The organism is Streptomyces sp. NPDC107550 (genome assembly GCF_055639095.1).
This window is the reverse complement of record NZ_JBVKBC010000009.1, coordinates 144,166-166,013: the sequence shown is the minus strand read 5'-3', so window position 1 is coordinate 166,013 and position 21,848 is coordinate 144,166. Positions and strand designations below refer to the sequence as shown.

General features: G+C 73.1%; 19 protein-coding genes. 12 read left to right on the top strand and 7 right to left on the bottom strand.

Features of this window, described 5'->3' with window-relative positions:
• Positions 1-105: 105 nt before the first annotated feature.
• The 6 genes from ACZ7LY_RS15575 (at position 106) to ACZ7LY_RS15550 (ending at position 8,649) form a co-directional block, all read left to right on the top strand.
• Positions 106-1,233, top strand: a complete 1,128-nt coding sequence (locus tag ACZ7LY_RS15575) for a sensor histidine kinase (RefSeq protein WP_471625101.1) — start codon at positions 106-108, stop codon at positions 1,231-1,233.
• Between the two features lie 152 nt (positions 1,234-1,385).
• Entirely contained in the window at positions 1,386-2,522 is a 1,137-nt protein-coding gene (gene pheS / locus ACZ7LY_RS15570) for a phenylalanine--tRNA ligase subunit alpha (protein ID WP_471625100.1), read from the top strand.
• Positions 2,522-5,035, top strand: a complete 2,514-nt coding sequence (pheT, locus tag ACZ7LY_RS15565; RefSeq protein ID WP_471625099.1) for a phenylalanine--tRNA ligase subunit beta — start codon at positions 2,522-2,524, stop codon at positions 5,033-5,035. Before pheS ends, pheT begins: the two co-directional genes overlap by 1 nt.
• A gap of 418 nt (positions 5,036-5,453) precedes the next feature.
• Positions 5,454-6,446, top strand: a complete 993-nt coding sequence (locus tag ACZ7LY_RS15560; protein WP_471625098.1) for a PP2C family protein-serine/threonine phosphatase — start codon at positions 5,454-5,456, stop codon at positions 6,444-6,446.
• A 258-nt stretch (positions 6,447-6,704) separates the two neighbouring features.
• The gene (locus tag ACZ7LY_RS15555) at positions 6,705-8,045 is read left to right on the top strand and encodes a transcriptional regulator (RefSeq protein WP_471625097.1); all 1,341 of its coding nucleotides are present in this window, start codon (positions 6,705-6,707) and stop codon (positions 8,043-8,045) included.
• A 73-nt stretch (positions 8,046-8,118) separates the two neighbouring features.
• On the top strand, positions 8,119-8,649 hold the full coding sequence (locus tag ACZ7LY_RS15550) for an NUDIX hydrolase (protein WP_471625096.1): 531 nt from the start codon (positions 8,119-8,121) through the stop codon (positions 8,647-8,649).
• A gap of 23 nt (positions 8,650-8,672) precedes the next feature.
• On the opposite strand, the gene ACZ7LY_RS15545 is transcribed toward ACZ7LY_RS15550, so the two are convergent.
• Positions 8,673-8,930 carry a hypothetical protein gene (locus ACZ7LY_RS15545; protein WP_471625095.1) on the bottom strand — a complete coding sequence of 86 codons (258 nt, stop codon included), beginning with the start codon at positions 8,928-8,930 and terminating at the stop codon, positions 8,673-8,675.
• A 205-nt stretch (positions 8,931-9,135) separates the two neighbouring features.
• Positions 9,136-9,996 (bottom strand): 3-hydroxybutyryl-CoA dehydrogenase, encoded by an 861-nt coding sequence (locus ACZ7LY_RS15540; protein ID WP_471625094.1) that lies wholly within the window; start codon positions 9,994-9,996, stop codon positions 9,136-9,138.
• Positions 9,997-10,163: 167 nt separating this feature from the next.
• Here ACZ7LY_RS15540 and ACZ7LY_RS15535 point away from each other — a divergent pair, with 167 nt between their 5' ends.
• A complete protein-coding gene (locus tag ACZ7LY_RS15535) occupies positions 10,164-11,378 on the top strand; it encodes a glycoside hydrolase family 10-like protein (protein WP_471625093.1) in 1,215 nt (404 codons plus the stop codon).
• A 27-nt stretch (positions 11,379-11,405) separates the two neighbouring features.
• Here ACZ7LY_RS15535 and ACZ7LY_RS15530 read toward each other — a convergent pair whose 3' ends face one another.
• Entirely contained in the window at positions 11,406-12,377 is a 972-nt protein-coding gene (locus ACZ7LY_RS15530) for a DMT family transporter (protein ID WP_471625092.1), read from the bottom strand.
• Between ACZ7LY_RS15530 and ACZ7LY_RS15525 the strand changes: the two genes are divergently transcribed.
• Positions 12,376-13,809: an aminotransferase-like domain-containing protein gene (locus ACZ7LY_RS15525; RefSeq protein WP_471625091.1), complete on the top strand. Its 1,434-nt coding sequence runs from the start codon at positions 12,376-12,378 to the stop codon at positions 13,807-13,809. The two genes, ACZ7LY_RS15530 and ACZ7LY_RS15525, sit on opposite strands and share 2 nt — an antisense overlap.
• Positions 13,810-13,881: 72 nt before the next feature.
• Here the strand turns inward: ACZ7LY_RS15525 and ACZ7LY_RS15520 are convergent, their stop codons facing one another.
• The 4 genes from ACZ7LY_RS15520 to ACZ7LY_RS15505 form a co-directional block, all read right to left on the bottom strand.
• A complete protein-coding gene (locus tag ACZ7LY_RS15520; protein ID WP_471625090.1) occupies positions 13,882-14,352 on the bottom strand; it encodes a DUF6314 family protein in 471 nt (156 codons plus the stop codon).
• Positions 14,353-14,441: 89 nt separating this feature from the next.
• Entirely contained in the window at positions 14,442-15,065 is a 624-nt protein-coding gene (locus tag ACZ7LY_RS15515; RefSeq protein WP_471625089.1) for an isochorismatase family protein, read from the bottom strand.
• An 82-nt stretch (positions 15,066-15,147) separates the two neighbouring features.
• Complete coding sequence (locus tag ACZ7LY_RS15510; protein WP_471625088.1) at positions 15,148-16,134, bottom strand: GlxA family transcriptional regulator; 987 nt, start codon at positions 16,132-16,134, stop codon at positions 15,148-15,150.
• A 163-nt stretch (positions 16,135-16,297) separates the two neighbouring features.
• Positions 16,298-17,290 (bottom strand): hypothetical protein, encoded by a 993-nt coding sequence (locus ACZ7LY_RS15505; RefSeq protein WP_471625087.1) that lies wholly within the window; start codon positions 17,288-17,290, stop codon positions 16,298-16,300.
• A 156-nt stretch (positions 17,291-17,446) separates the two neighbouring features.
• On the opposite strand from ACZ7LY_RS15505, the gene argC reads away from it, so the two are divergent.
• The 4 genes from argC (at position 17,447) to ACZ7LY_RS15485 (ending at position 21,843) form a co-directional block, all read left to right on the top strand.
• Complete coding sequence (gene argC, locus ACZ7LY_RS15500) at positions 17,447-18,475, top strand: N-acetyl-gamma-glutamyl-phosphate reductase (RefSeq protein WP_471625086.1); 1,029 nt, start codon at positions 17,447-17,449, stop codon at positions 18,473-18,475.
• Between the two features lie 73 nt (positions 18,476-18,548).
• A complete protein-coding gene (argJ, locus tag ACZ7LY_RS15495; RefSeq protein ID WP_471625085.1) occupies positions 18,549-19,700 on the top strand; it encodes a bifunctional glutamate N-acetyltransferase/amino-acid acetyltransferase ArgJ in 1,152 nt (383 codons plus the stop codon).
• Positions 19,697-20,650, top strand: a complete 954-nt coding sequence (argB, locus tag ACZ7LY_RS15490; RefSeq protein WP_471625084.1) for an acetylglutamate kinase — start codon at positions 19,697-19,699, stop codon at positions 20,648-20,650. The genes argJ and argB overlap by 4 nt, the downstream gene beginning before the upstream one ends.
• Complete coding sequence (locus ACZ7LY_RS15485; protein ID WP_471625083.1) at positions 20,647-21,843, top strand: acetylornithine transaminase; 1,197 nt, start codon at positions 20,647-20,649, stop codon at positions 21,841-21,843. The genes argB and ACZ7LY_RS15485 overlap by 4 nt, the downstream gene beginning before the upstream one ends.
• The last annotated feature ends 5 nt before the right edge of the window (positions 21,844-21,848 follow it).

The window sequence follows — 21,848 nt, the reverse complement described above, 5'->3', positions numbered from 1 at the left end:
ATGCACGGCACCAGAGCCCGCTCCCTGATCCGGCCTGACCCGAAGGAAAGACCCTAGTAGGGTGACCACCTCGGGTCCACGGTCCGAGAGGCGGGATACGGGGAGATGAGCGTCGTCGGCACGAGCAATGCGCCCGGTGCGCGGGGCCGGTGGTCACCGGTCGCGCCCCGGCCCGCGGGCGACGACCTCGCGGGTCTCGGCCTGCACCCCGACGACCTGCCCGACGGCATGGTCGTCGCCGACGAGCACGGCCGCGTCGTCTGTTTCAACGCGGCGGCCGAGCGGATCACCGCCGTCCCCGCCGAGCGCGCCCTCGGCGCCCCCCTGGAGCGCGCGCTGCCCCTCGAAGACCTCGAAGGGCGCCGCTGGTGGGAGCTGACCGACCCCTACGGCGGCCTCGCCACCCGCGGCGGACAGCCCGAGCGCAACCTGCTGCTGCCCGGCGGCCGGGAAATCCTGGTCAGCGCCCGCTATCTGCGCGAGCGCCCCACCGGTCCCGTGCGCCGCGTCGTCGTCGCCCTGCGCGACACCGCGGCCCGACGCCGCACCGAGCGCAGCCACGCCGAGCTGATCGCCACCGTCGCCCACGAACTGCGCTCGCCGCTCACCTCCGTCAAAGGGTTCACGGCGACGCTGCTCGCCAAATGGGAGCGGTTCACCGACGAGCAGAAGCGGCTCATGCTGGAGACCGTCGACGCCGACGCCAACCGCGTCACCCGGCTCATCGCCGAACTCCTCGACATCTCCCGCATCGACTCAGGCCGCCTCGAAGTGCGCCGGCAGCCCGTCGACATCGGCGCCGCCGTCTCCCGCCACATCCAGGCCCACGTCGCCTCCGGCCGCCCCGCCGACCGGTTCCTGCTGCGGGTGCGCCAGCCGCTGCCCGACCTGTGGGCCGACCCCGACAAGGTCGACCAGGTCCTGAGCAACCTGCTGGAAAACGCGGTGCGGCACGGCGAGGGAACCGTCACCATTGATGTCGAGCCCGCGCCAGCGGGCACCTCGGTCACCGTGAGCGACGAGGGCCCCGGCATCCCGGAGGAGTCCATGAACCGCGTCTTCACCCGCTTCTGGCGGGGCAGCAAGCGCGGCGGCACCGGGCTCGGCCTGTACATCGTCAAGGGGATCGTCGAGGCGCACGGCGGGACGATCACCGTGGGACGGGCCCCGGGCGGCGGCGCCCAGTTCCGATTTATCCTGCCCGTGGCGGCACCCGCGTATCTCACCGGCTGAGCACGCGGCCCCACGGGCGCCTTCGACCACCCCACCCCCGTTAGACTCGTCCTTTGGCACATTGCGTCACCAAAAAAGTGGCGTTCCGTTCCAGATCCGGGGACGCGTCGCAGATGGGGCCACCCGCCAGCCAATCGGAAGCACGGGAAGAGATGTCGGCACCGAACAAGTCGTACGATCCGGTCGAGGTCGAGGCCTTGAAACCGGAAGAGATCGAGCGCATGCGGGACGAGGCGCTCGCCGCCTTCGCCGCCGCGGACTCGCTCGACGCGCTTCAGGCGGCCAAGGTCGCGCACACCGGCGGCACCGCGCCGCTGTCCCTCGCCAACCGCGAGATCGGCGCGCTGCCGCCGCAGGCCAAGGCCGAGGCCGGCAAGCGCGTCGGCCAGGCCCGCGCCGCCGTCGGCCGGGGCCTCGCCGCCCGCCAGGCCGAGCTGGAGGCCGAGCGCGACGCGCGCGTCCTGGTCGAGGAGGCCGTGGACGTCACGCTGCCCTACGACCGCACGCAGCCCGGCGCCCGGCACCCGCTGACGACCATGATGGAGCGCGTCGCCGACGTCTTCGTCTCCATGGGGTACGAGATCGCCGAGGGCCCCGAGGTCGAGGCCGAGTGGTTCAACTTCGACGCCCTGAACTTCACGCCGGACCACCCGGCGCGGCAGATGCAGGACACGTTCTTCGTCGCCGGGCCCGAGGGCCGCGCCAAGACCACCGGCGACGAGTCCGGTGTCGTCCTGCGCACCCACACCTCGCCCGTCCAGGCCCGCACCCTGCTCGACCGTGAGCCGCCGGTCTACGTGGTCTGCCCCGGCCGCGTCTTCCGCACCGACGAGCTGGACGCCACGCACACCCCGGTCTTCCACCAGATCGAGCTGCTCGCCGTGGACGAGGGCCTGACCATGGCCGACCTGAAGGGCACCCTCGACCACATGGTCCAGGCGCTGTTCGGCGCGGACATGAAGACCCGGCTGCGCCCCAACTTCTTCCCCTTCACCGAGCCGTCCGCCGAGATGGACATGGTCTGCTACGTGTGCCGCGGCGAGTCCGTCGGCAACCCGGACCGGCCGTGCCGTACCTGCGGCAGCGAGGGCTGGATCGAGCTGGGCGGCTGCGGCATGGTCAACCCGCGCGTGCTCACCGCGTGCGGCGTCGACCCCGAGAAGTACAGCGGATTCGCCTTCGGGTTCGGCATCGAGCGGATGCTGATGTTCCGCCACAACGTCGAAGACATGCGAGACATGGTCGAGGGTGACGTCCGGTTCACCCGACCGTTCGGGATGGAGATCTGATGCGGGTCCCGCTTTCCTGGCTGCGGGAGTACGTCGACCTCCCCGCCACCGAGACCGGCCGCGACGTGCAGGCCAAGCTGGTCGGCGTCGGACTTGAGGTCGAGACCGTCGAGCAGCTCGGCGCCGACCTCAAGGGCCCCCTGGTCGTCGGCCAGGTGCTCACCATCGAGGAGCTGGAGGGCTTCAAGAAGCCCATCCGCTTCTGCACCGTCGACGTCGGCCAGGCCAACGGCACGGGCGAGCCGCAGGAGGTCGTCTGCGGCGCCCGCAACTTCCAGGTCGGCGACAAGGTCGTCGTCGTCCTGCCCGGCGCCGAGCTGCCCGGCGGCTTCGCCATCGCCGCGCGCAAGACGTACGGCAAGGTCTCGCACGGCATGATCTGCTCCACCGACGAGCTGGGCATGGGCGACGACGGCACGCACGGCATCATCGTGCTGCCGCCCGAGCACGAGGCGGGCACCGACGCCATCGAGCTGCTCGAGCTGGTCGACGAGGTCCTCGACATCGCCGTCACGCCCGACCGCGGCTACTGCCTGTCGATGCGCGGCATCGCCCGCGAGACCGCCATCGCCTACGGCCTGCCGCTGCGCGACCCGGCCCTGCTCGACGTGCCCGCGCCCAACGCCACGGGCTACCCGGTCAAGGTCGCCGACCCGCTCGCCTGCGACCGCTTCACCGCGCGCACCGTCTCGGGCCTGAGCCCCGAGGCCCGCTCGCCGATCTGGCTCCAGCGTCGGCTCCAGAAGGCCGGCATGCGCCCGATCTCGCTCGCGGTCGATGTCACCAACTACGTGATGCTGGAGCTGGGCCAGCCCCTGCACGCGTACGACCGTTCGCTCGTCCAGGGCGCCATCGGCGTGCGCCGCGCCGAGCAGGGCGAGGCGCTGACCACCCTCGACGGCACCAAGCGCACGCTGGACGCCGAGGACCTCGTCATCACCGACGAGCGCGGTCCCATCGGCCTCGCCGGAGTCATGGGCGGCGCCGACACGGAGATCGCCGACCACGACGCCCAGTCCGGCACCACCGACGTCGTCATCGAGGCCGCGCACTTCGACGCGATCACGATCGCCCGCGCCGCGCGCCGCCACAAGCTGGCCTCCGAGGCGTCCAAGCGCTTCGAGCGCGGCGTCGACCCGCAGGCCACCTCCGCCGCCGCCCAGCGCGCGGTCGACCTGCTCACGCTGCTGGCCGGCGGCACCGCCGACGAGGGCGTCACCGAGGTCATCGCCCCGGGCGCCCCGCGCACCATCACCATCCCGGCCGACCACCCCGACAAGGTCGCGGGCGTCGCCTACGGGCGCGAGACCGTCGTACGCCGCCTTCAGGAGGTCGGCTGTGATGTCTACGGGCAGGACGAGCTGGTCGTCACCGTGCCGTCGTGGCGGCCCGACCTGACCGACCCGAACGACCTGGCCGAAGAGGTCATCCGCCTGGAGGGCTACGAGAACCTGCCCTCCACGCTGCCCAAGCCCCCCGCGGGCCGGGGCCTGACCGAGCGCCAGCGGCTGCACCGCCGCGTCGGCCGCGCCCTCGCCGGCGCCGGCTACGTCGAGGCGCTGAACTACCCGTTCATGGGGCAGGCCGTCCTCGACCAGCTCGGCCTGGCGGCGGACGACCCGCGCCGCACCACCGTCGAGCTGGTCAACCCGCTCTCCGACGAGGAGCCATCGCTCCGTACGACGCTGCTGCCGGGCCTGCTCGGCGCGCTGCGCCGCAACGACGGACGCGGCAGCCACGACCTCGCCCTGTTCGAGACGGGCCTCGTCTTCCGGCCGACCGGCGACGAGCACAAGGCCGCCCGGCTGCCCGTCGACCACCGGCCCACCGACGAGCAGGTCGCCGAGCTGACCAGCGCCCTGCCCGCCCAGCCGCGGCGCGTCGCGGTCGTCCTCGCGGGCGCCCGTGAGCAGGCCGGCTGGTGGGGCAAGGGCTACCCGGAGTCCTGGGCGGACGCCGTCCAGGCCGCCCGGCTCGTCGCCCATGAGGCCGGTGTCGAACTCGTCGTGGAGCAGGACCAGCACGAGCCCTGGCACCCCGGCCGGTGCGCCGCGCTGCACGTCGTGATCGACGGGGAGAAGACCCTCGTCGGCCACGCGGGCGAGCTGCACCCCCGCGTCGTCAAGGCGCTGCACCTGCCCGAGCGCACCAGCGCCATGGAGCTGGACCTCGACCTCGTGGAGCGCGCCGGCGACGGCCCGGTCCGCGCGCCGCGGATCTCCACGTTCCCGGTGGCGACCCAGGACGTCGCGCTCGTCGTCGGCAAGGACGTGCCCGCGGCCTCCGTCGAGGAGCAGCTCCGGCTCGGCGCCGGGACGCTCCTGGAGGACCTGCGCCTGTTCGACGTGTACGAGAACGCCGAGCAGCTCGGTGAGGGCAAGAAGTCGCTCGCGTACGCGCTGCGCTTCCGCGCCCCCGACCGGACGCTGACCGTCGAGGAGGCCAGCGCCGCCCGTGACGCGGCGGTCGCCCGCGCCGCCGAGCACGTCGGGGCGGTGCTGCGCGGCGCCTGATCCCGCGCCCGACAGCAGTTGAGGGGGCGTGTCCGGGAGACCGGCCGCGCCCCTTCGCGCTGCCGGGACACGGGCGCGCGGGGCGGAGGCAGAGCCGGTGCGCGCTCACTCGTTAGGGTGAGGATCTTCGGGGATCTGGTCCTTTCGGGGCATGCGGTGGACAGAATCGGTGGGCCCGCCGGCCGACCGGTGCGGCACGCTGAACCCGCTCTGGGCCGAGGGGGCCGCCGGCATGATGCGAACCAGGACCGGAGCGCCCGCCCGGCGCGTCCCGCTCCTTCCCCGTTCCCTGCGATCTCTGCGTTCCCTGCGACCTCCGCGAGCCGCGGTTCTCCGTGCCGGGGCCGCGCGGCGCCGACCGCCCCGCACCCGGCCATCGGGCGGACTGCTGCTCGCGCTGCCCACGGTGTGGGGCGCGGTGGCGGTCACGTACAAGCTGACCTGCCCGCTCGCCCAGCAGACATCCCTCGGCGCCCGCGTGGTCAACAGCGTGGTGTTCTTCGCCGTGGGGACGGGGCTGATACTCCACGCCCGGCGCGGACTCGTCCGCGAACTGCGGGCCGTGCGGGCGGTCGCCGGGGCCGCCGAGTCGGTGCTGCTGCGCCCGCTGCCGCCGCGCCTCGACGGCCTCGCGCTCGCCGCGTGCCGGCTCAGCGCCGACCCGGGCGCGAGCGTCGGCGGCGACCTGTACGACGTCGCCGCCACCGAGCACGGCGTGCGCGTGATCATGGGGGACGTACGCGGCCACGGCATCGCCGCCCTGGACACCGTCGGCGCGGTCCTCGGCAGTTTCCGCGAGGCCGTCCACGACGAGCCCGACCTCGGCCGCGTGTTACGCAGGCTGGAGCGTGCCCACGCCCGCCACCTGCGCCAGCGCTGCCGCGACGAACATCCGGCGGCGGCGCGCGTCGCCCCCGAACATCCGCAGGCGGAGGAGTTCGTCACCGTCCTGCTGCTGGAGATCCGGCAGGACGGCACGGTCGACGCCCTCAACTGCGGGCATCCCTGGCCGTATCTGCTGTGCCCGGGCGCCCGGCGCGGCGCCGAGCCGATGAGCGGCGGCGACCCGATGCCGCCGCTCGGCCCGTTCCCGCTGCCCGCCGAGCTCGAACCGGTGCGCTGCGGCCGGGTGTTGCCGGGGCAGGGTCTGCTCCTGCACACGGACGGGATCGAGGATGCCCGGGACGCTCATGGCCGGTTCTTTCCGCTGGCGGACACGCTGGAGCGGTGTCTGGGGGGCGGGCCGTTGGTGCCGAGCACGCTGGTGCGGTCCGTGTGCGGGCGGCTGCTGCGCCATGTCGGGGGCCGGCCCGCCGACGACGCCGCCCTGCTGGTCCTGCGCAACGACCGGGGCCGGGTGCCGGCCCAGCACGGCGAGAGCGCGCCGCGGCCCGCCCACCGGGTCCCCTGACGCGCGCCGGTACGCCAGGGCGTCGTCCGCCCGCCACGGGCGAACGGGCAGGCAGGCGGGCGGACGACGCGGGACCGGGCCGCCGCACTGTACGAGGGGGAGCCGGCGACCCGTCCGGCCTCTTGCGAGGAAGTTCAGTCAACCCGTGCGAAACCAGCCACAACAGAGTGCACACCGCCCGGAGTTGGGCATTCCGATCACACCCCGTGTGAAGCGGGCGGTACTAGGCTTCTCGGCAACGAGCCCACGGAGGGCACCATGCAGCCCAACACCCTGCTCGACGCGATCCTCGACGAGGCCGGGATCTCCCACGCGGGTCTCGCCGCCCATGTGAACCAGGCGGGCAAGGCCCGGGGTCTCGCCCTGCGCTACGAACACACCGCCGTCGCCCGCTGGTTGAAGGGGCAGCGCCCGCGCGGGCAGGTGCCCGACCTGATCTGCGAGGTGCTCGCGGGCCGGCTGCGCCGCCAGGTCACCCTGGACGACATCGGCCTCGGCATCCCCGGCGAACCGGCGGCGGCGCACGCCTCCTCGCTCTCCGGGTTCGTCGAGCGGGCGACCGCCCTGTGGCGCTCCGACGAGCAGCAGCGGCGGCACGTCCTCGACGCTCCGGCGGTCACCGGGACGCCGGCCGTGATGCCGGTCTGGGAGTGGGAGAACCCGCCGGAGGACACGGACGTCTCGCGCGGCGGACGGCACCCGGTCAGCGCCGCCGACATAGAGATGATGCGTTCGGCCCGCACCCACTACGAGCAGATGTACCGCAAGGCCGGCGGCATCGCCACGCGGACCCGGATCGTCGGCTTCCTCAACACCGAGGCGGCGCCCCTGCTGCGCGGCGGCTACACCGACGCCACCGGACGCCAACTGCACCGGGCGACCGGCGGCCTGGTGGCCATCGCGGGCATCTGCGCGTACGACTCCGACGCCCACGGCCTCGCCCAGCGCTACTTCCACCAGGCGCTGCGGCTTGCCAAGGCGAGCGCGGACCGGGGGCTCGGCGCGTACGTGATAGCGCTGCTCGTCAACCAGGCGCTGCACATGCGCGAGTACCGGCAGGCCGTCGCCTTCGCGGAGGCCGCGCTGCGCACCGCGGGCCGCCACATCACCCCGGCGCTCGCCTCGGATCTGTACGCGATGCAGGCGAAGGCGTACGCGCACCTCGGCGACGGCACGAGCGCCCTGGAGTGCATCCGGCGTGCCGAGTCCGCCGCCGACCGCATCCGGCGCGGGCACGAACCGGACGAGACGGGATATGTGCAGCCCGGATTCGTCAACGTCCAGGTGGCGGAGGCCCTGCTCAGCCTCGGGGACTACACCGCCGCGAAGGAGCACGCGCAGGAGGCGGTGCACACACCGGCGCACGACCGGGGCCGGGTGCACCGGCTCGCCGTGCTCAGCCAGATCCAGCTGCGCCAGGGCAACGTGGAACAAGCCGTGGTCACCGCCGTGGAGATGGCCGAGACCGCCCGGGGCATGGAGTCGCAGCGGCTGCGCGACCGGCTCCGCGCCGTACGCGAGCACCTGGTACGCAGCGGCTGCGCCGGGACCGCCGAGGCCGCCGAACTGATCGACGGGGCGCTGCGCGTGCCGCTGTGAGCCCCCGCGCGACCGCGCCTGTTTCCGCCACTGCTGCGATATTGCCAGCAAATCGGCGGAAGGTGGCAGAACCGTGCAGTGGACGAAACAGAACGAACAAACTGTGTATGAGAACAGGTGGTTCAGCGTCAACCTCGCGGACGTCGAACTCCCCGACGGCAGCCATCTGGACCACTTCCTGATCCGGATGCGCCCGGTGGCCGTCGCCACGGTCGTCAACGAGGCCAACGAGGTGCTGCTGCTGTGGCGGCACCGCTTCATCACCGACAGCTGGGGCTGGGAACTGCCGGCCGGGGTCGTCGAGGACGGCGAGGACATCGCGTACGCGGCGGCGAGGGAACTGGAGGAGGAGACCGGCTGGCGGCCGGGACCGCTGCGGCACCTGATGAGCGTCGAGCCGTCCAACGGACTCACGGACGCCCGGCACCACATCTACTGGACCGACGAAGGGACGTACATCGGCCACCCCCAGGACGACTTCGAGTCGGACCGCAGGGAATGGGTCCCGCTCAAACTCGTCCCCGACATGATCGCCCGTGGCGAGGTCCCGGCCGCCAACATGACGGCCGCGCTGCTCCTGCTGCACCATCTGCGTCTCGGCTAGCGCGCCGCACCGGCGGGTGCGGTCTAGCGACCGAGCACCTGCCACACCGTGACGACCAGGGCTCCGACCGCCGTGAGCGCGGCGACCGCGGGCAGCGGCCAGCGGGTGTGTTCGAGCGCCGAGACACGGGCGCTCAGCTCGTCCTGATCCTTGGCCGTCTGGTCGTCGCGGTGGGCGAGCAGGGTGAGCTGACCGTCGATGCGGGTCAGCCCGACCTCGAAGACACGGCGTAACTCTGCGAGTTCCTCGGGGACCACGGGATGCTCCGGGTCGGTGGTCACGAGTCGGCTCCTTTCCGTAGTCGGCACATCCCTGTTGTGCGCAACGGAAGTCAACTCGCCTGGTGGACGCGGCGGGAGCGTGTGCGGAGAGCATATGCGTGCCCGGCGCGCGTACCCCGTGCGAACGGGACGGGCCCGGTGTCATGAAGAACACCGGGCCCGCCGTCGTGCACGGAGTGTGAGGGCGCGGCCCTCTCGCTGATGCTCAGGCGTACGTGTAGAAGCCCGAGCCGGTCTTACGGCCGAGCCGGCCCGCGTCGACCATCCGCTGGAGCAGCGGGGGAGCGGCGTACAGCGGCTCCTTGTACTCGGCGTACATCGAGTCGGCGATGGAGGCGATGGTGTCGAGGCCGATGAGGTCCGACAGCTTCAGCGGGCCCATCGGGTGGGCGCAGCCCAGCTCCATGCCGTTGTCGATGTCCTCGCGGCTGGCGATGCCCGACTCGAACATCCGGATGGACGACAGCAGGTACGGCACCAGCAGGGCGTTCACCACGAAACCCGAGCGATCCTGCGCCCGGATCGCGTGCTTGCCCAGTACCTTCTCCACCAGGACCTGGGCGCGGCTGATCGTGCCCTCGGACGTGGTGAGCGCGGGGATCAGCTCGACGAGCTTCTGCACCGGCGCCGGGTTGAAGAAGTGGATGCCGATGACGTGGTCCGGGCGGGAGGTGGCGACGGCCAGCTTCACCAGCGGGATGGACGACGTGTTCGACGCGAGGATGGCGTCGGGGCGCGTGACGACCTGGTCGAGGATCTGGAAGATCTCCGTCTTGACCTGCTCGTTCTCCACGACCGCCTCGATGACGAGGTCACGGTCGGCGAACTCGCCGAGGTCCGTGGTGAAGGTCAGGCGCGCCTGCGTCTCCGCCAGCTCCTCCTCGGTGATCTTGCCGCGGGAGGCCGCCTTGGACAGCGAGTTGAGCAGGCGGGTGCGGCCGATCTCCAGGGCCTCGCCTGTGGTCTCGGCGACCTTCACCTCCAGGCCGGAGCGGGCGCAGACCTCAGCGATGCCGGCCCCCATCTGGCCGCAGCCCACCACTCCGACGCGTGCGATGTCAGTCAAGGCGTCCGTCACCTCGTGCCTTTCGGGGATCGTCCGGGCTCGCCGGCAGCAAGAACTTCCAGGGTCTTTCGGATCTGCACGTTACCTCGTAGACATGACAGCGGTGGAGCCCGGGTTAACGCCTGTTCATCCGGCTCACACCGTGACACAAGGACACAGGGGGAACCATGGGACGTATCTCACGTCGTGCTTTCACGTTCTCGGCGGCGTTCGCGCTCGCCTCGCTCACGGCGGGCGACGCCGTGGCCGCACCGGGTCACGGGCGGCGGCGCGGCCGTGACCTGCGCGGCATGTGGCTGGCGACCGTCGCCAACCGGGACTGGCCCACGCGCCCCGGGCTGAGCGCCGCCGAGCAGCGCGCCGAGCTGATCGCCCACCTGGACACGGCCGTGCGCCGGAGACTCAACGCGGTGATCTTCCAGGTGCGGCCCACCGCCGACGCCCTGTGGCCCTCCCCGTACGAGCCCTGGTCGCAGTACCTGACCGGGACCCAGGGCAAGGACCCGGGCTGGGACCCGCTGGGGACGGCCGTCACCGAGGCGCACCGGCGCGGGCTCGAACTGCACGCCTGGTGCAACCCGTACCGCGTGGCCAACCACACCGACCCCTCGCGGCTCGTGCCGACGCACCCGGTCAGGCAGCACCCGGACTGGGCAGTCCCGTACGGCGGCAAGCTCTACTACAACCCGGGGCTGCCCGAGGTGCGGCGGTTCGTGCGCGAGGCGATGCTCGACGCCGTGCGCCGCTACCCGGTGGACGCGCTCCACTTCGACGACTACTTCTACCCGTACCCGGTCGCCGGGCAGACCTTCGACGACGACGCCGCCTACGCCGCGTACGGCGACGGCTTCGCGGACCGGGCGGCCTGGCGCCGGGACAACATCGACAAGCTGGTGCGCGAGACGGCCGCCGGGATCAAGCGGGTCAGGCCGGGCACGCGGTTCGGCATCAGCCCGTTCGCCGTGTGGCGCAACCGCGCGAGCGACCCGGCGGGCTCGGACACGCGGGCCGGGGTGCAGACGTACGACGACCTGCACGCGGACACCCTGCGCTGGGTGCGCGAGCACTGGATCGACTACGTCGTCCCGCAGGTGTACTGGAACCTCGGGTTCCCCGCCGCCGACTACGCGAAGCTCGTGCCCTGGTGGGCCGACGCCGTACGGGACACCGGGGTGCGCCTCTACATCGGTGAGGCGCTGTACAAGGCGGGTGACCCGGCGCAGCCCGCGGCCTGGCAGGACCCGGCGGAGCTGTCCCGGCACCTGACCTTCGCGGCCGGCCACCCCGAGGTGCGCGGGCATGTGTACTTCTCCGCGAAGGAGGTCGGCGAGGACCGGATCGGGGCGCTCGCCCGCGTCGTCGCGGACCACTACCGGCGCTGACCTCCGGGGCATCCGGGGGGTGGGGGCTCAGCCGCGTGAGCGCTGGGTGACGGCGATGCACACGAGCACCGCGACGGCGGTCACGGGCGCCGCGAGCGGCAGCGCCTCACCCAGCAGCGCGACCGACCACACGAGCGTCAACAGCGGCTGCGCGAGCTGGAGTTGACTGGCCTTCGGTACGCCGATCAGGCCCATGCCCTTGTACCAGACGACCAGCCCGAGGAACTGCGACCCGGCCGCGAGCCACAGCAGTCCCGCCACCGCGTGCCCGGTCAGCCGCAGCGGCTCGTACGAGAAGGCCACCGCCGACCCGGCGACCGCGAGCGGCAGGCACAGGACGAGCGCCCACGCGATGACCTGCCAGCCCGGCATGACCCCGGCGAGCCGCCCGCCCTCGGTGTAGCCGGCCGCGCAGATCAGCAGGGCCGCGAAGAGGTAGAGGTCGGCCCTGGTCAGCGCGCCGCCGCTCTGCTGCACGGTGAACGCGATCACGGCGGCGGCCCCGGCGCAGGCCGCGACCCAGAACGTACGGGAGGGCCGCGCGCCCGTGCGCAGCGCGGAGAACACGGCCGTCGTCAGCGGCAGCAGCCCCACGACGACCGCCGAGTGCGCGGTGGTCGCGGTCGTCAGCGCCAGCGTCGTGAGCAGCGGGAAGCCGACGACGACGCCCGCCGCGACGACCACGAGCCCCGCCCAGTGCCGCCGCTCGGGCACCCGGACGCGCAGGACGAGCAGACAGGTCCCGGCGATCAGCGCGGCCAGCACGCTGCGCACGCCGATCAGGGAGTACGGGCCGAAGCCGTCGAGGCCCCAGACGGTCGCGGGGAAGGTGAGCGAGAAGGCGGTGACGCCGAGCGCGGCGAGGAGCGTGCCGGCGGCCGGTCGCGCGGGCCGCCCCGGGCGCCGGGTGGGGCGTACGGGGGCCCGGGTCGAACCGGCCCGGCCGGACGTGGCGACCGCTATCCCGGAAGTGGTGGTAGCGCTATTCTCTGTCCTCATGTACGAGCGTAGCAGTGTGGGTGAGTTGGCGAACAGTCTGCGGGCGGAGCTGAACCGCTACTCGCCGGGTGAGAAGCTGCCGTCCAGCCGTGCGCTCGTCGAGCGGTTCCGGGTCAGCCCGGTCACCGTCTCGCGGGCGCTGGCCCGGCTCTCCGCCGAGGGGCTCGTGGTGACCCGGCCGGGAGCGGGCGCGTTCCGGGCCGCCCCGCGTACGGCCGTGCCCGTGGGCGACACCTCCTGGCAGGAGGTCGCGCTCAGCGCCGAGGGCTCCGCCGAACGCGTCCCGAGGGCCGTCGACGCCTCGGGCGTCCTCGTCACGCTCGCCGCGTCACCGCCCGGAGTCATCGAGTTCAACGGTGGCTACCTCCACCAGTCCTTGCAGCCCACCACCGCGCTCGCCGCCGCCCTCGCCCGCGCCGGACGCCGCCCCGGCGCCTGGAACCGGCCGCCCGTGGACGGCGTGCCCGAACTGCGGGAGTGGTTCGCGCGCGGCATCGGCGGCGCCGTCACGGACGCCGAGGTGCTGATCACGAACGGCGGTCAGGCCGCGCTCGCCACCGCGCTGCGGGCGCTGGCCCCGCCCGGCGCCCCCGTCCTCGTCGAGTCCCCGACCTACCCCGGCCTGCTGGCCATCGCCCGCGCCGCCGGGATGCGGCCCGTCCCGGTGCCCGTGGACCGCGACGGCGTACGCCCCGAGCTGCTCGCGGCCGCGTTCAAGGCCAGCGGCGCCCGGCTGTTCGTGTGCCAGCCGCTGTTCCAGAACCCGACCGGCGCCGTGCTCAGCGCCGAGCGCCGCCCCGAGGTGCTGCGCATCGCGCGGGAGGCCGGAGCGTTCGTCGTCGAGGACGACTTCGTGCGGCGGCTCGTGCACGAGGACTCGGGGCCGCTGCCGAGGCCCCTGGCGACGGACGACCCGGACGGTGTCGTCGTCCACGTCTGCTCGCTCACCAAGGCCACCTCGCCGAGCCTGCGCGTGGGCTGCCTCGCCGCGCGCGGGCCCGTGCTGGAGCGGCTGCGCGCGATCCAGGTCGTCGACCAGCTCTTCGTGCCGCGCCCGCTCCAGGAGGCCACGCTCGAACTCGTCGGCTCGCCCGCCTGGCCGCGTCATCTGCGCACCGTGGCGGGGGAGTTGCGGGCCCGGCGCGACACCCTCGCGGCGGCGCTGGCTACTTCGCTGCCGGAGCTGACGGTGGCTCATATCCCGGCCGGTGGCTATCACTTGTGGGCGCGGCTGCCCGACGGCACCGACGACCGCCGCTTCGTCGCCGGGGCGCTGCGGCACGGGGTCGCGCTCGCGCCGGGCCGCCCCTACTTCGCCGCCGAACCGCCCGCCCCGTACGTCCGGTTGAGCTTCGTCGCGGTCGCCGGACAGGCGGAGATCGGGGAGGGGGTACGGCGGCTGCGGGCGGCGTGTGAGGGGGAGGGGTGGTGAGCGCGGGCCGGGTGTGGGTCGGTGAGCGCGGGTGGCGCGTGAGGCGGAGCGCGGGGGGCGCGGGGGGCGCGGTCACGCGCGCCGGTAGTCGGTCGTCAGGCGCAGGTCCTTCGCGGGGCCGCGCACCCGCCACACCGTCCGCCACCGGTCCGCGCCGTACACGGTGAACTCGCCCCGGTACAGGTCCTCCGCGCAGGGATGATCCGCCACGCAGTGGCCCGTACGCAGGTCCAGGGCGTGGAAGAAGCGGCCGTCGGCGAAGCGGACCTCGGCGGTGCCGGGGGCTGCGCCCGGCAGGCAGCGCAGGGTGCGCTCGGCGGGCCGTGCGGTGCCGCGCCAGGTGAAGGTGCCGGACTCGGCGTGCAGCAGGCCGCCGGGGTCCGCGCCCTCGGTGGTGAAGCGGGCGGTGCCGGTGAAGGTGCCGGTCAGATCGTCGGCGAGGTCCCGTACGGTCCGCTCGATGTGCCAGGACCCGGCCCAGAACTCCAGCACGTCCGGCACTGGCATCGGCACCGGCGGCGTGCTCGCTGTCGCGTACGTCATCGCGCGCCCCTCTCCGCCCCGGCCGTCCATGTGCGCGGATACGCAGTCTAGGTCGGCGGGGCGGAGAGGCGGAGGGGTGGGCGGACGGGTCAGGCGCCCAGGGCCCCGGTGTCCGGGACGACCACGGCGAACAGGTCGGCCAGCGTCGTCAGCGCCGCCGTCTTGAGCGCGGCGGCGGGCAGGGCCGTACCGTCCGGAGCGGGCAGCGAGCGGGTCGCGGTGGCGTCGGCGACGACGGTCGGGGCGTAACCGAGGTTGAAGGCGCCCTGGGCCGTGTACGACACGCACATGTGCGTCATGAACCCGGCGAGTATCAGCGTGCGCCCCTCGCCGGCGGCGAACCCGAGGCCCTCCAGCGTCTTCTCCAGCGCGGTCGCGTGGAAGGAGTTCGGGTACTGCTTGACGACCACCGGCTCGCCGTCCACGGGCGCGACCGCGTCGCAGATCGCGCCGATCTCCGCGCGGATGTCGTACGGGCTGCCCTCGCCGCCGTCATGGACGACGTGCACGACGGGAGTACCGGCGGCGCGGGCCCGGGCCAGCAGCCGCGCGGCCTCCGCCAGCGCCTCGTCGGCGCCTTCGAGGGCCATCACGCCGCTGCGGTAGGTGTTCTGGAAGTCGATGAGGACGAGGGCGGACCCGGTGAGCGCGGCGGGCTCGCCGCCGATCCCGGAGACCTCGCGGAGGGTGGCGGAAGGGGTGTGCGTGGACATGGCTGTGCCTTTCGGTGGGTGTGCGTGAGGAAGGAACGGTCGTACGACAACCGGCGACGCCGGCCGTTGGCATAGGTTTCCTTCAGGTCGTGCGGAAGCGGCGGCGGTACGCGGCCGGGGTCGTCCCCAACTGGCGGCGGAACGCCCGGTGCAGGGTCTCCACCGAGCCGAGCCCGCTGGTGGCGGCGACCGAGTCGAGCGGCGCGTCCCCGGTCTCCAGCAGGCGGCGGGCCACCTCGACGCGCGCGGCCTCGACGTACGCCGCCGGGCTGGAGCCGGTCTCCTGGGCGAAGACGCGGGCGAAGTGCCGCTCGCTCAGGCACATCCGCTCGGCCAGCGCCGCCGCCGACAGATCGGCGTCCAGATGCTCCGCGATCCACAGCCGCAGTTCGTCGATGTCCCGGCGCTTCCCCGGTGACCTGCGCAGCGGTACGGAGAACTGGCTCTGCCCGCCCTGCCGCTTCAGGTACATCACGAGCTGCCGGGCGACCGCCAGTGCCGTCCGCTCGCCCTGGTCCTCGGCGACCAGCGCGAGCGACAGATCAAGGCAGGCGCTGATCCCGGCGCCGGTCCACAGCCGCCCCCGGTCGGCGCGGACGAAGATCGGGTCGGGGGCGACGGTGACCTCGGGGTGGTCGGCGGCGAGTTGCGCGGCCGTCGACCAGTGGGTGGTCGCGCTCATGCCGTCGAGGAGCCCGGCGGCGGCCAGGACGTGCGCGCCGACACAGACGGACGCCACCCGGCGCGCGTGCGGCGCGGTCTTCTCCACCCACGCCACGACCTCCGGGTCCACCCGCGCCACCGGCCCGGCCTCGCCCATGTCGACCGCGCCGGGCACCACGAGGGTGTCGACGTCGGCGCCGACCTCGTCGAAGGAGAGGTCGGTGAGCAGCCGCACCCCCGCCGAGGTCCGCACGGCCCCGCCCACCGGCCCGGCGAGCCGCACCTCGTACCCGGCGCGGCCCCGGGTCTCCCGGTTGGCCAGCGCGAACACCTCGGCGGGACCGGTGACATCGAGAAGGTCGACATCGGGGAAGACCGCGATGACGACCCGGTGGGTGAGGGCCATGCCTCTATGCTCCCCGCGCCGCCCCATGACCACAATGACACTTCCCTGTCACATCCGGACACGAACCTCTGTCACGCCCGTGCACGCCTGCTGCGACCGAGAACTCTGCTGAGCTGTCCTCACCCCGAAGAAGCAGGTCGGGGAAGCAGGCCGAGGACGCTCATCAGGTGAGGAAGCGGTACGGGTGCCCTGCACCTCCGGGACAAGCGTCGATGACGAGCCGACCGCTGCCCGGTGACACGCCGGTGGGGACGTTGGCGTCCATGACATCCGCGTACGGTCGGTCCTCCAGCGGGATCCAGCTCGTCGTGCCAGGGTCCCACTCGCGTTCGTCGACGGTGAGGAGCGGGATCAGCTCCCTGCCGCACTCGCCACAGGCCGGCGGCTGGGGGGCCGCGAGCCGCCAGGCGAGGTAGCCACCGACCTTCCAGCCCGGTGCGGTGGACAGGTCGTAGATGTACTGGGGGCGCCCGTCGTCCTCGGGGCCTTCCCACGCGTCGACGCACTCTCGCAGGGAGGCGGGCAGAGTCGTCAGGCAGGGGTGCTCCACGATCTCTTCGGGGTGCAGGACGCAGGGGGAGGGGACGAGCTCCGAACGGCCGACGATCTCGGGGGCCGGCTGCTCCTCGACAAGAGGGCCGGTGTCCCGAGCGGAGCGCCACCGCAGATGTACGTGGAGCTCGTGCCGGCTGTCGCCGTGCTTCTCGAACGGGCACCAGAACACCTGGAGAACGTCGCCTTCGCCGGTGTCCGGAAGGCCGGGGACGTCGCGGCGGTAGAGCTGGGCCACGGCCAGCAGGGGAATGGGGTCCGTGTCGGCGAGGTGCGGCGCGTGACGGCCGCGCTTGAACTGGGCGAGGAGGTCGGCCTCCTCGGCGTTCGGCCCGGACCGAGGATCGCGCCTCCAGGCTCGTTCGAGGATTTCCCGTTCCTGTCGTACGTCGGCGAGGCGGTAGCCGCTGCTCCGCTTGTGCGGGACGGTGCAGACGGGCCAGGGCTCGTCCGCGGGCCAGAGCAGCGGTCCGCCGACCGAACTGTCCTGAGCCGTGGGCGCCGCGCGGCGCGGGTGCAGCCGGGTCGCCGCTCGTCGCTGGGCGGCCAGTCCGGGGAAGGCGGCCTCCACGTCGGCGGGGCGAGGCGGGGTGGTACGCGACATGGGCCGGGCCTCCCGGAGCTCGATCGGCGGTTCGGTCGGGGCGGAGGGGACTCTACGCAGTGCGGGCGACTGCTCAGGGTTCCCGGGGCGCCCCGTCGGTTGATTGCATAAACGTGCAGCTGCACGTATAGTCATGCCATCCAAGAGGAGGGTTCCATGGTGGTGCGGGTAGCAGTGGCGGGCGCGAGCGGATACGCGGGCGGTGAGGCGCTGCGTCTGCTCCTCGGGCACCCCGAGGTCGAGATCGGCGCGCTCACGGGCAACAGCAACGCCGGGCAGCGGCTCGGCGCGCTCCAGCCGCATCTGCCGCCGCTCGCCGACCGCGTGCTCGGCGCCACCACCGCCGAGGAGCTGGCCGGGCACGACGTCGTGTTCCTGGCGCTGCCGCACGGGCAGTCCGCCGCCGTCGCCGAGCAGCTCGGCCCGGACGTCCTCGTCGTCGACATGGGCGCCGACTTCCGGCTCGCCGACGCCGCCGACTGGGAGAAGTTCTACGGCAGCCCGCACGCCGGGACCTGGCCCTACGGCCTCCCCGAACTGCCGGGTGCCCGCGCCGCGCTGGAGGGGTCCAAGCGCATCGCGGTGCCCGGTTGCTACCCGACGGCCGTCTCCCTCGCCCTCGCCCCCGCGTACGCGGCGGGCCTGGTCGAGGACGAGGCCGTGATCGTCGCCGCGTCCGGCAGCTCGGGCGCGGGCAAGGCCGCCAAGCCGCACCTGCTCGGCAGCGAGGTCATGGGGAACATGTCCCCGTACGGCGTCGGCGGCGGGCACCGGCACACGCCCGAGATGATCCAGAACCTCAGCGCCGCCGCCGGGCACCGGATCTCGGTGTCGTTCACGCCGACCCTCGCGCCGATGCCGCGCGGCATCCTCGCCACCTGCTCCGCCCGCACCGCCCCCGGGGTGAGCGCCGAGGCGCTGCGGGCCGCGTACGAGAAGGCGTACGGCGACGAGCCGTTCGTGCGGTTGCTGCCCGAGGGGCAGTGGCCCGCGACCGCCGCCGTGTACGGGTCGAACACCGCGCAGCTCCAGGTCGCCCTGGACGAGTCGACCGGCCGCGCCATCGTGATCAGCGCCATCGACAACCTGACCAAGGGCACCGCCGGCGGTGCCGTGCAGTCCATGAACATCGCCCTGGGGCTCGACGAGACCACCGGGCTCCCCACGACCGGCGTCGCCCCGTGAGCACCGCCCGGACGACGACGATGACGCCCCCGCCGCCCGGCGGCGCGGGCACGCGAGCCAACGAGGAGACACAGTGAGTGTGACGGCAGCCAAGGGATTCCAGGCAGCGGGCATCGCCGCCGGGATCAAGGAGAGCGGCAACCCGGACCTGGCCCTCGTGGTCAACCGCGGCCCCCGCCAGGCAGCCGCGGGCGTCTTCACCTCCAACCGCGTCAAGGCCGCCCCGGTGCTCTGGAGCGAGCAGGTCCTCAAGGGCGGCGCCGTCTCCGCCGTCGTCCTCAACTCCGGTGGCGCCAACGCCTGTACGGGCCCCAAGGGCTTCCAGGACACGCACGCCACCGCGGAGAAGGCCGCCGAGGTCCTCGGTCTGAACGCGGGCGAGGTCGCCGTCGCCTCCACCGGCCTCATCGGCGTCCTCCTCCCGATGGACAAGCTCCTGCCCGGCATCGAGACCGCCGCCGGCACGCTCTCCGAGCACGGCGGCGAGAAGGCCGCCATCGCCATCAAGACCACCGACACCGTCCACAAGACCGCCGTCCACGAGGGCGCCGGCTGGACCGTCGGCGGCATGGCCAAGGGCGCCGGCATGCTCGCGCCCGGGCTCGCCACCATGCTCGTCGTCCTCACCACCGACGCCGACCTGCCCGCCGGCGCCCTCGACCGCGCGCTGCGCGAGGCCACCCGCGTCACCTTCGACCGCGTCGACTCCGACGGCTGCATGTCCACCAACGACACCGTGCTCCTCCTCGCCTCCGGCGCCTCCGAAGTCACCCCCGACGAGGCCGAGTTCGCCGAGGCCGTCCGCGCCGTCTGCGACGACCTGGGCCGCCAGCTCATCGGCGACGCCGAGGGCGCCAGCAAGGACATCAAGGTCGAGGTGATCAACGCGGCCAGCGAGGACGACGCCGTCGAGGTCGGCCGCTCCATCGCCCGCAACAACCTCCTCAAGTGCGCGATCCACGGCGAGGACCCCAACTGGGGCCGCGTCCTGTCCGCCATCGGCACCACGAAGGCCGCCTTCGAGCCGGACGCCCTCAACGTCGCCATCAACGGCGTGTGGGTCTGCGAGAACGGCGGCGTCGGCGAGGACCGCGACAAGGTCGACATGCGCTTCCGCGAGGTCGTCGTCACCGCCGACCTCGCCGCCGGCACCGCGTCCGCCACCATCTGGACCAACGACCTCACCGCCGACTACGTCCACGAGAACAGCGCGTACTCCTCATGAGCGAGCACCAGAAGGCCACGGCCCGCAAACACACCGCGCTGCCCAAGGCGCAGACGCTCATCGAGGCGCTGCCCTGGCTGACCCGCCACCACGGCAAGACCGTCGTCATCAAGTTCGGCGGCAACGCCATGGTCGACGAGGAGCTGAAGGCCGCGTTCGCCCAGGACGTCGTCTTCCTGCACCACGCCGGGCTCAAGCCCGTCGTCGTGCACGGCGGCGGCCCGCAGATCAGCAAGGCCCTCGACCGGCACGGCATCGTCAGCGAGTTCAAGGCGGGCCTGCGCGTCACCACCGAGGACGCCATGGACGTCGTACGGATGGTGCTCGCCGGGCAGGTCCAGCGTGAACTGGTCGGCCTGCTCAACCAGCACGGCCCGCTCGCCGTCGGCCTCACCGGCGAGGACGCCCACACCATCACCGCCACCAAGCACCAGCCCCGCATCGAGGGCGAGCTGGTCGACATCGGACGCGTCGGCGAGATCACCGAGATCGACACCGGCGCCATCGAGGCCCTGCTCGCCGACGGCCGCATCCCGGTCGTCTCCTCCATCGCCCGATCCCAGGACGACCACCATGTCTACAACGTCAATGCTGATACGGCGGCTGCGGCACTCGCTGCGGCTCTTGACGCCGAGACGCTGATGGTCCTGACCGACGTCGAGGGGCTGTACGAGGACTGGCCCCACTCCGACGAGGTCATCAGCAAGCTCACCGCCGCCGAACTGGAGAAGCTGCTCCCCGACCTGGCGAGCGGCATGGTCCCGAAGATGGAGGGCTGCCTGCACGCCGTACGCAACGGCGTGCACACCGCCCGCGTCATCGACGGCCGCGTCCAGCACTCGATCCTGCTGGAGATCTTCACCGACGAGGGCATCGGCACCATGGTCGTGCCCGACGCCGAACAGCCGCACGCCGCACAGCCGAACGCAGAACACGGGGGCACCGCATGAGCAACGCAGAGCTGACCCGGCGCTGGCAGGGCGCCCTGATGAACAACTACGGCACGCCCCGGCTGCCGCTGGTCAAGGGCGCCGGCGCCCGCGTGTGGGACGCCGACGGCACCGCCTACCTCGACTTCGTCGGCGGCATCGCGGTCAACGCCCTCGGCCACGCGCACCCGGCGGTCGTCGAGGCGGTCAGCCGCCAGATCGCCTCGCTCGGGCACGTCTCCAACCTGTTCGTCGCCGAGCCGCCCGTCGCCCTCGCCGAACGCCTCCTGGAGCTGTTCGGCCGCGACGGCGCCGTCTTCTTCTGCAACTCCGGCGCCGAGGCCAACGAGGGCGCCTTCAAGATCGGCCGCCTCACCGGCAGGCGGCACATGGTCGCCACCACCGGCGGCTTCCACGGCCGCACGATGGGCGCCCTCGCCCTGACCGGCCAGCCCGGCAAGCAGGACGGCTTCACGCCCCTGCCCGGCGACGTCACGCATGTCCCGTACGGGGACGTGGAGGCGCTGCGGGCGGCGGTCACCGAGGAGACCGCGTTCGTCGTCATCGAGCCGATCCAGGGCGAGAACGGCGTCGTCGTACCGCCCGCCGGCTATCTGAAGGCGGCCCGCGACATCACCCGCGCGACCGGGACCCTGCTCGTCCTCGACGAGGTGCAGACCGGCGTCGGCCGCACCGGGCACTGGTTCGCGTACCAGGCGGAGGAGGGCATCGAGCCTGACGTCGTCACGCTCGCCAAGGGGCTCGGCGGCGGCCTCCCGCTCGGTGCGACCGTCGCCTTCGGCGAGACGGCGCGGCTGCTGAGGCCCGGTCAGCACGGCACGACCTTCGGCGGCAACCCCATCGCCTGCGCCGCGGGACTCGCCGTACTCGACACCGTCGGCACCGAGGGCCTGCTCGCCAACACCAAGCGCGTCGGCGCCAAGCTGACCGCCGGCGTCGAAGGGCTCGGGCACCCGCTCGTCAGCCATGTCCGGGGCGCGGGCCTCCTGCTGGGTATCGTGCTCACCGGGCCGCGCGCACAGCGGGTGCAGCAGGCGGCCCAGGACGCGGGCCTCCTGGTGAACGCGCCCGCCCCGGACGTCGTACGGCTGATGCCGCCGCTGAACCTGACCGACGCCGAGGCGGACGCGTTCCTCGCGGCGCTGCCCGCCGTCCTGGACGCGGCAGCGGACGACGGGGAAGCACGATCCTGAGGATG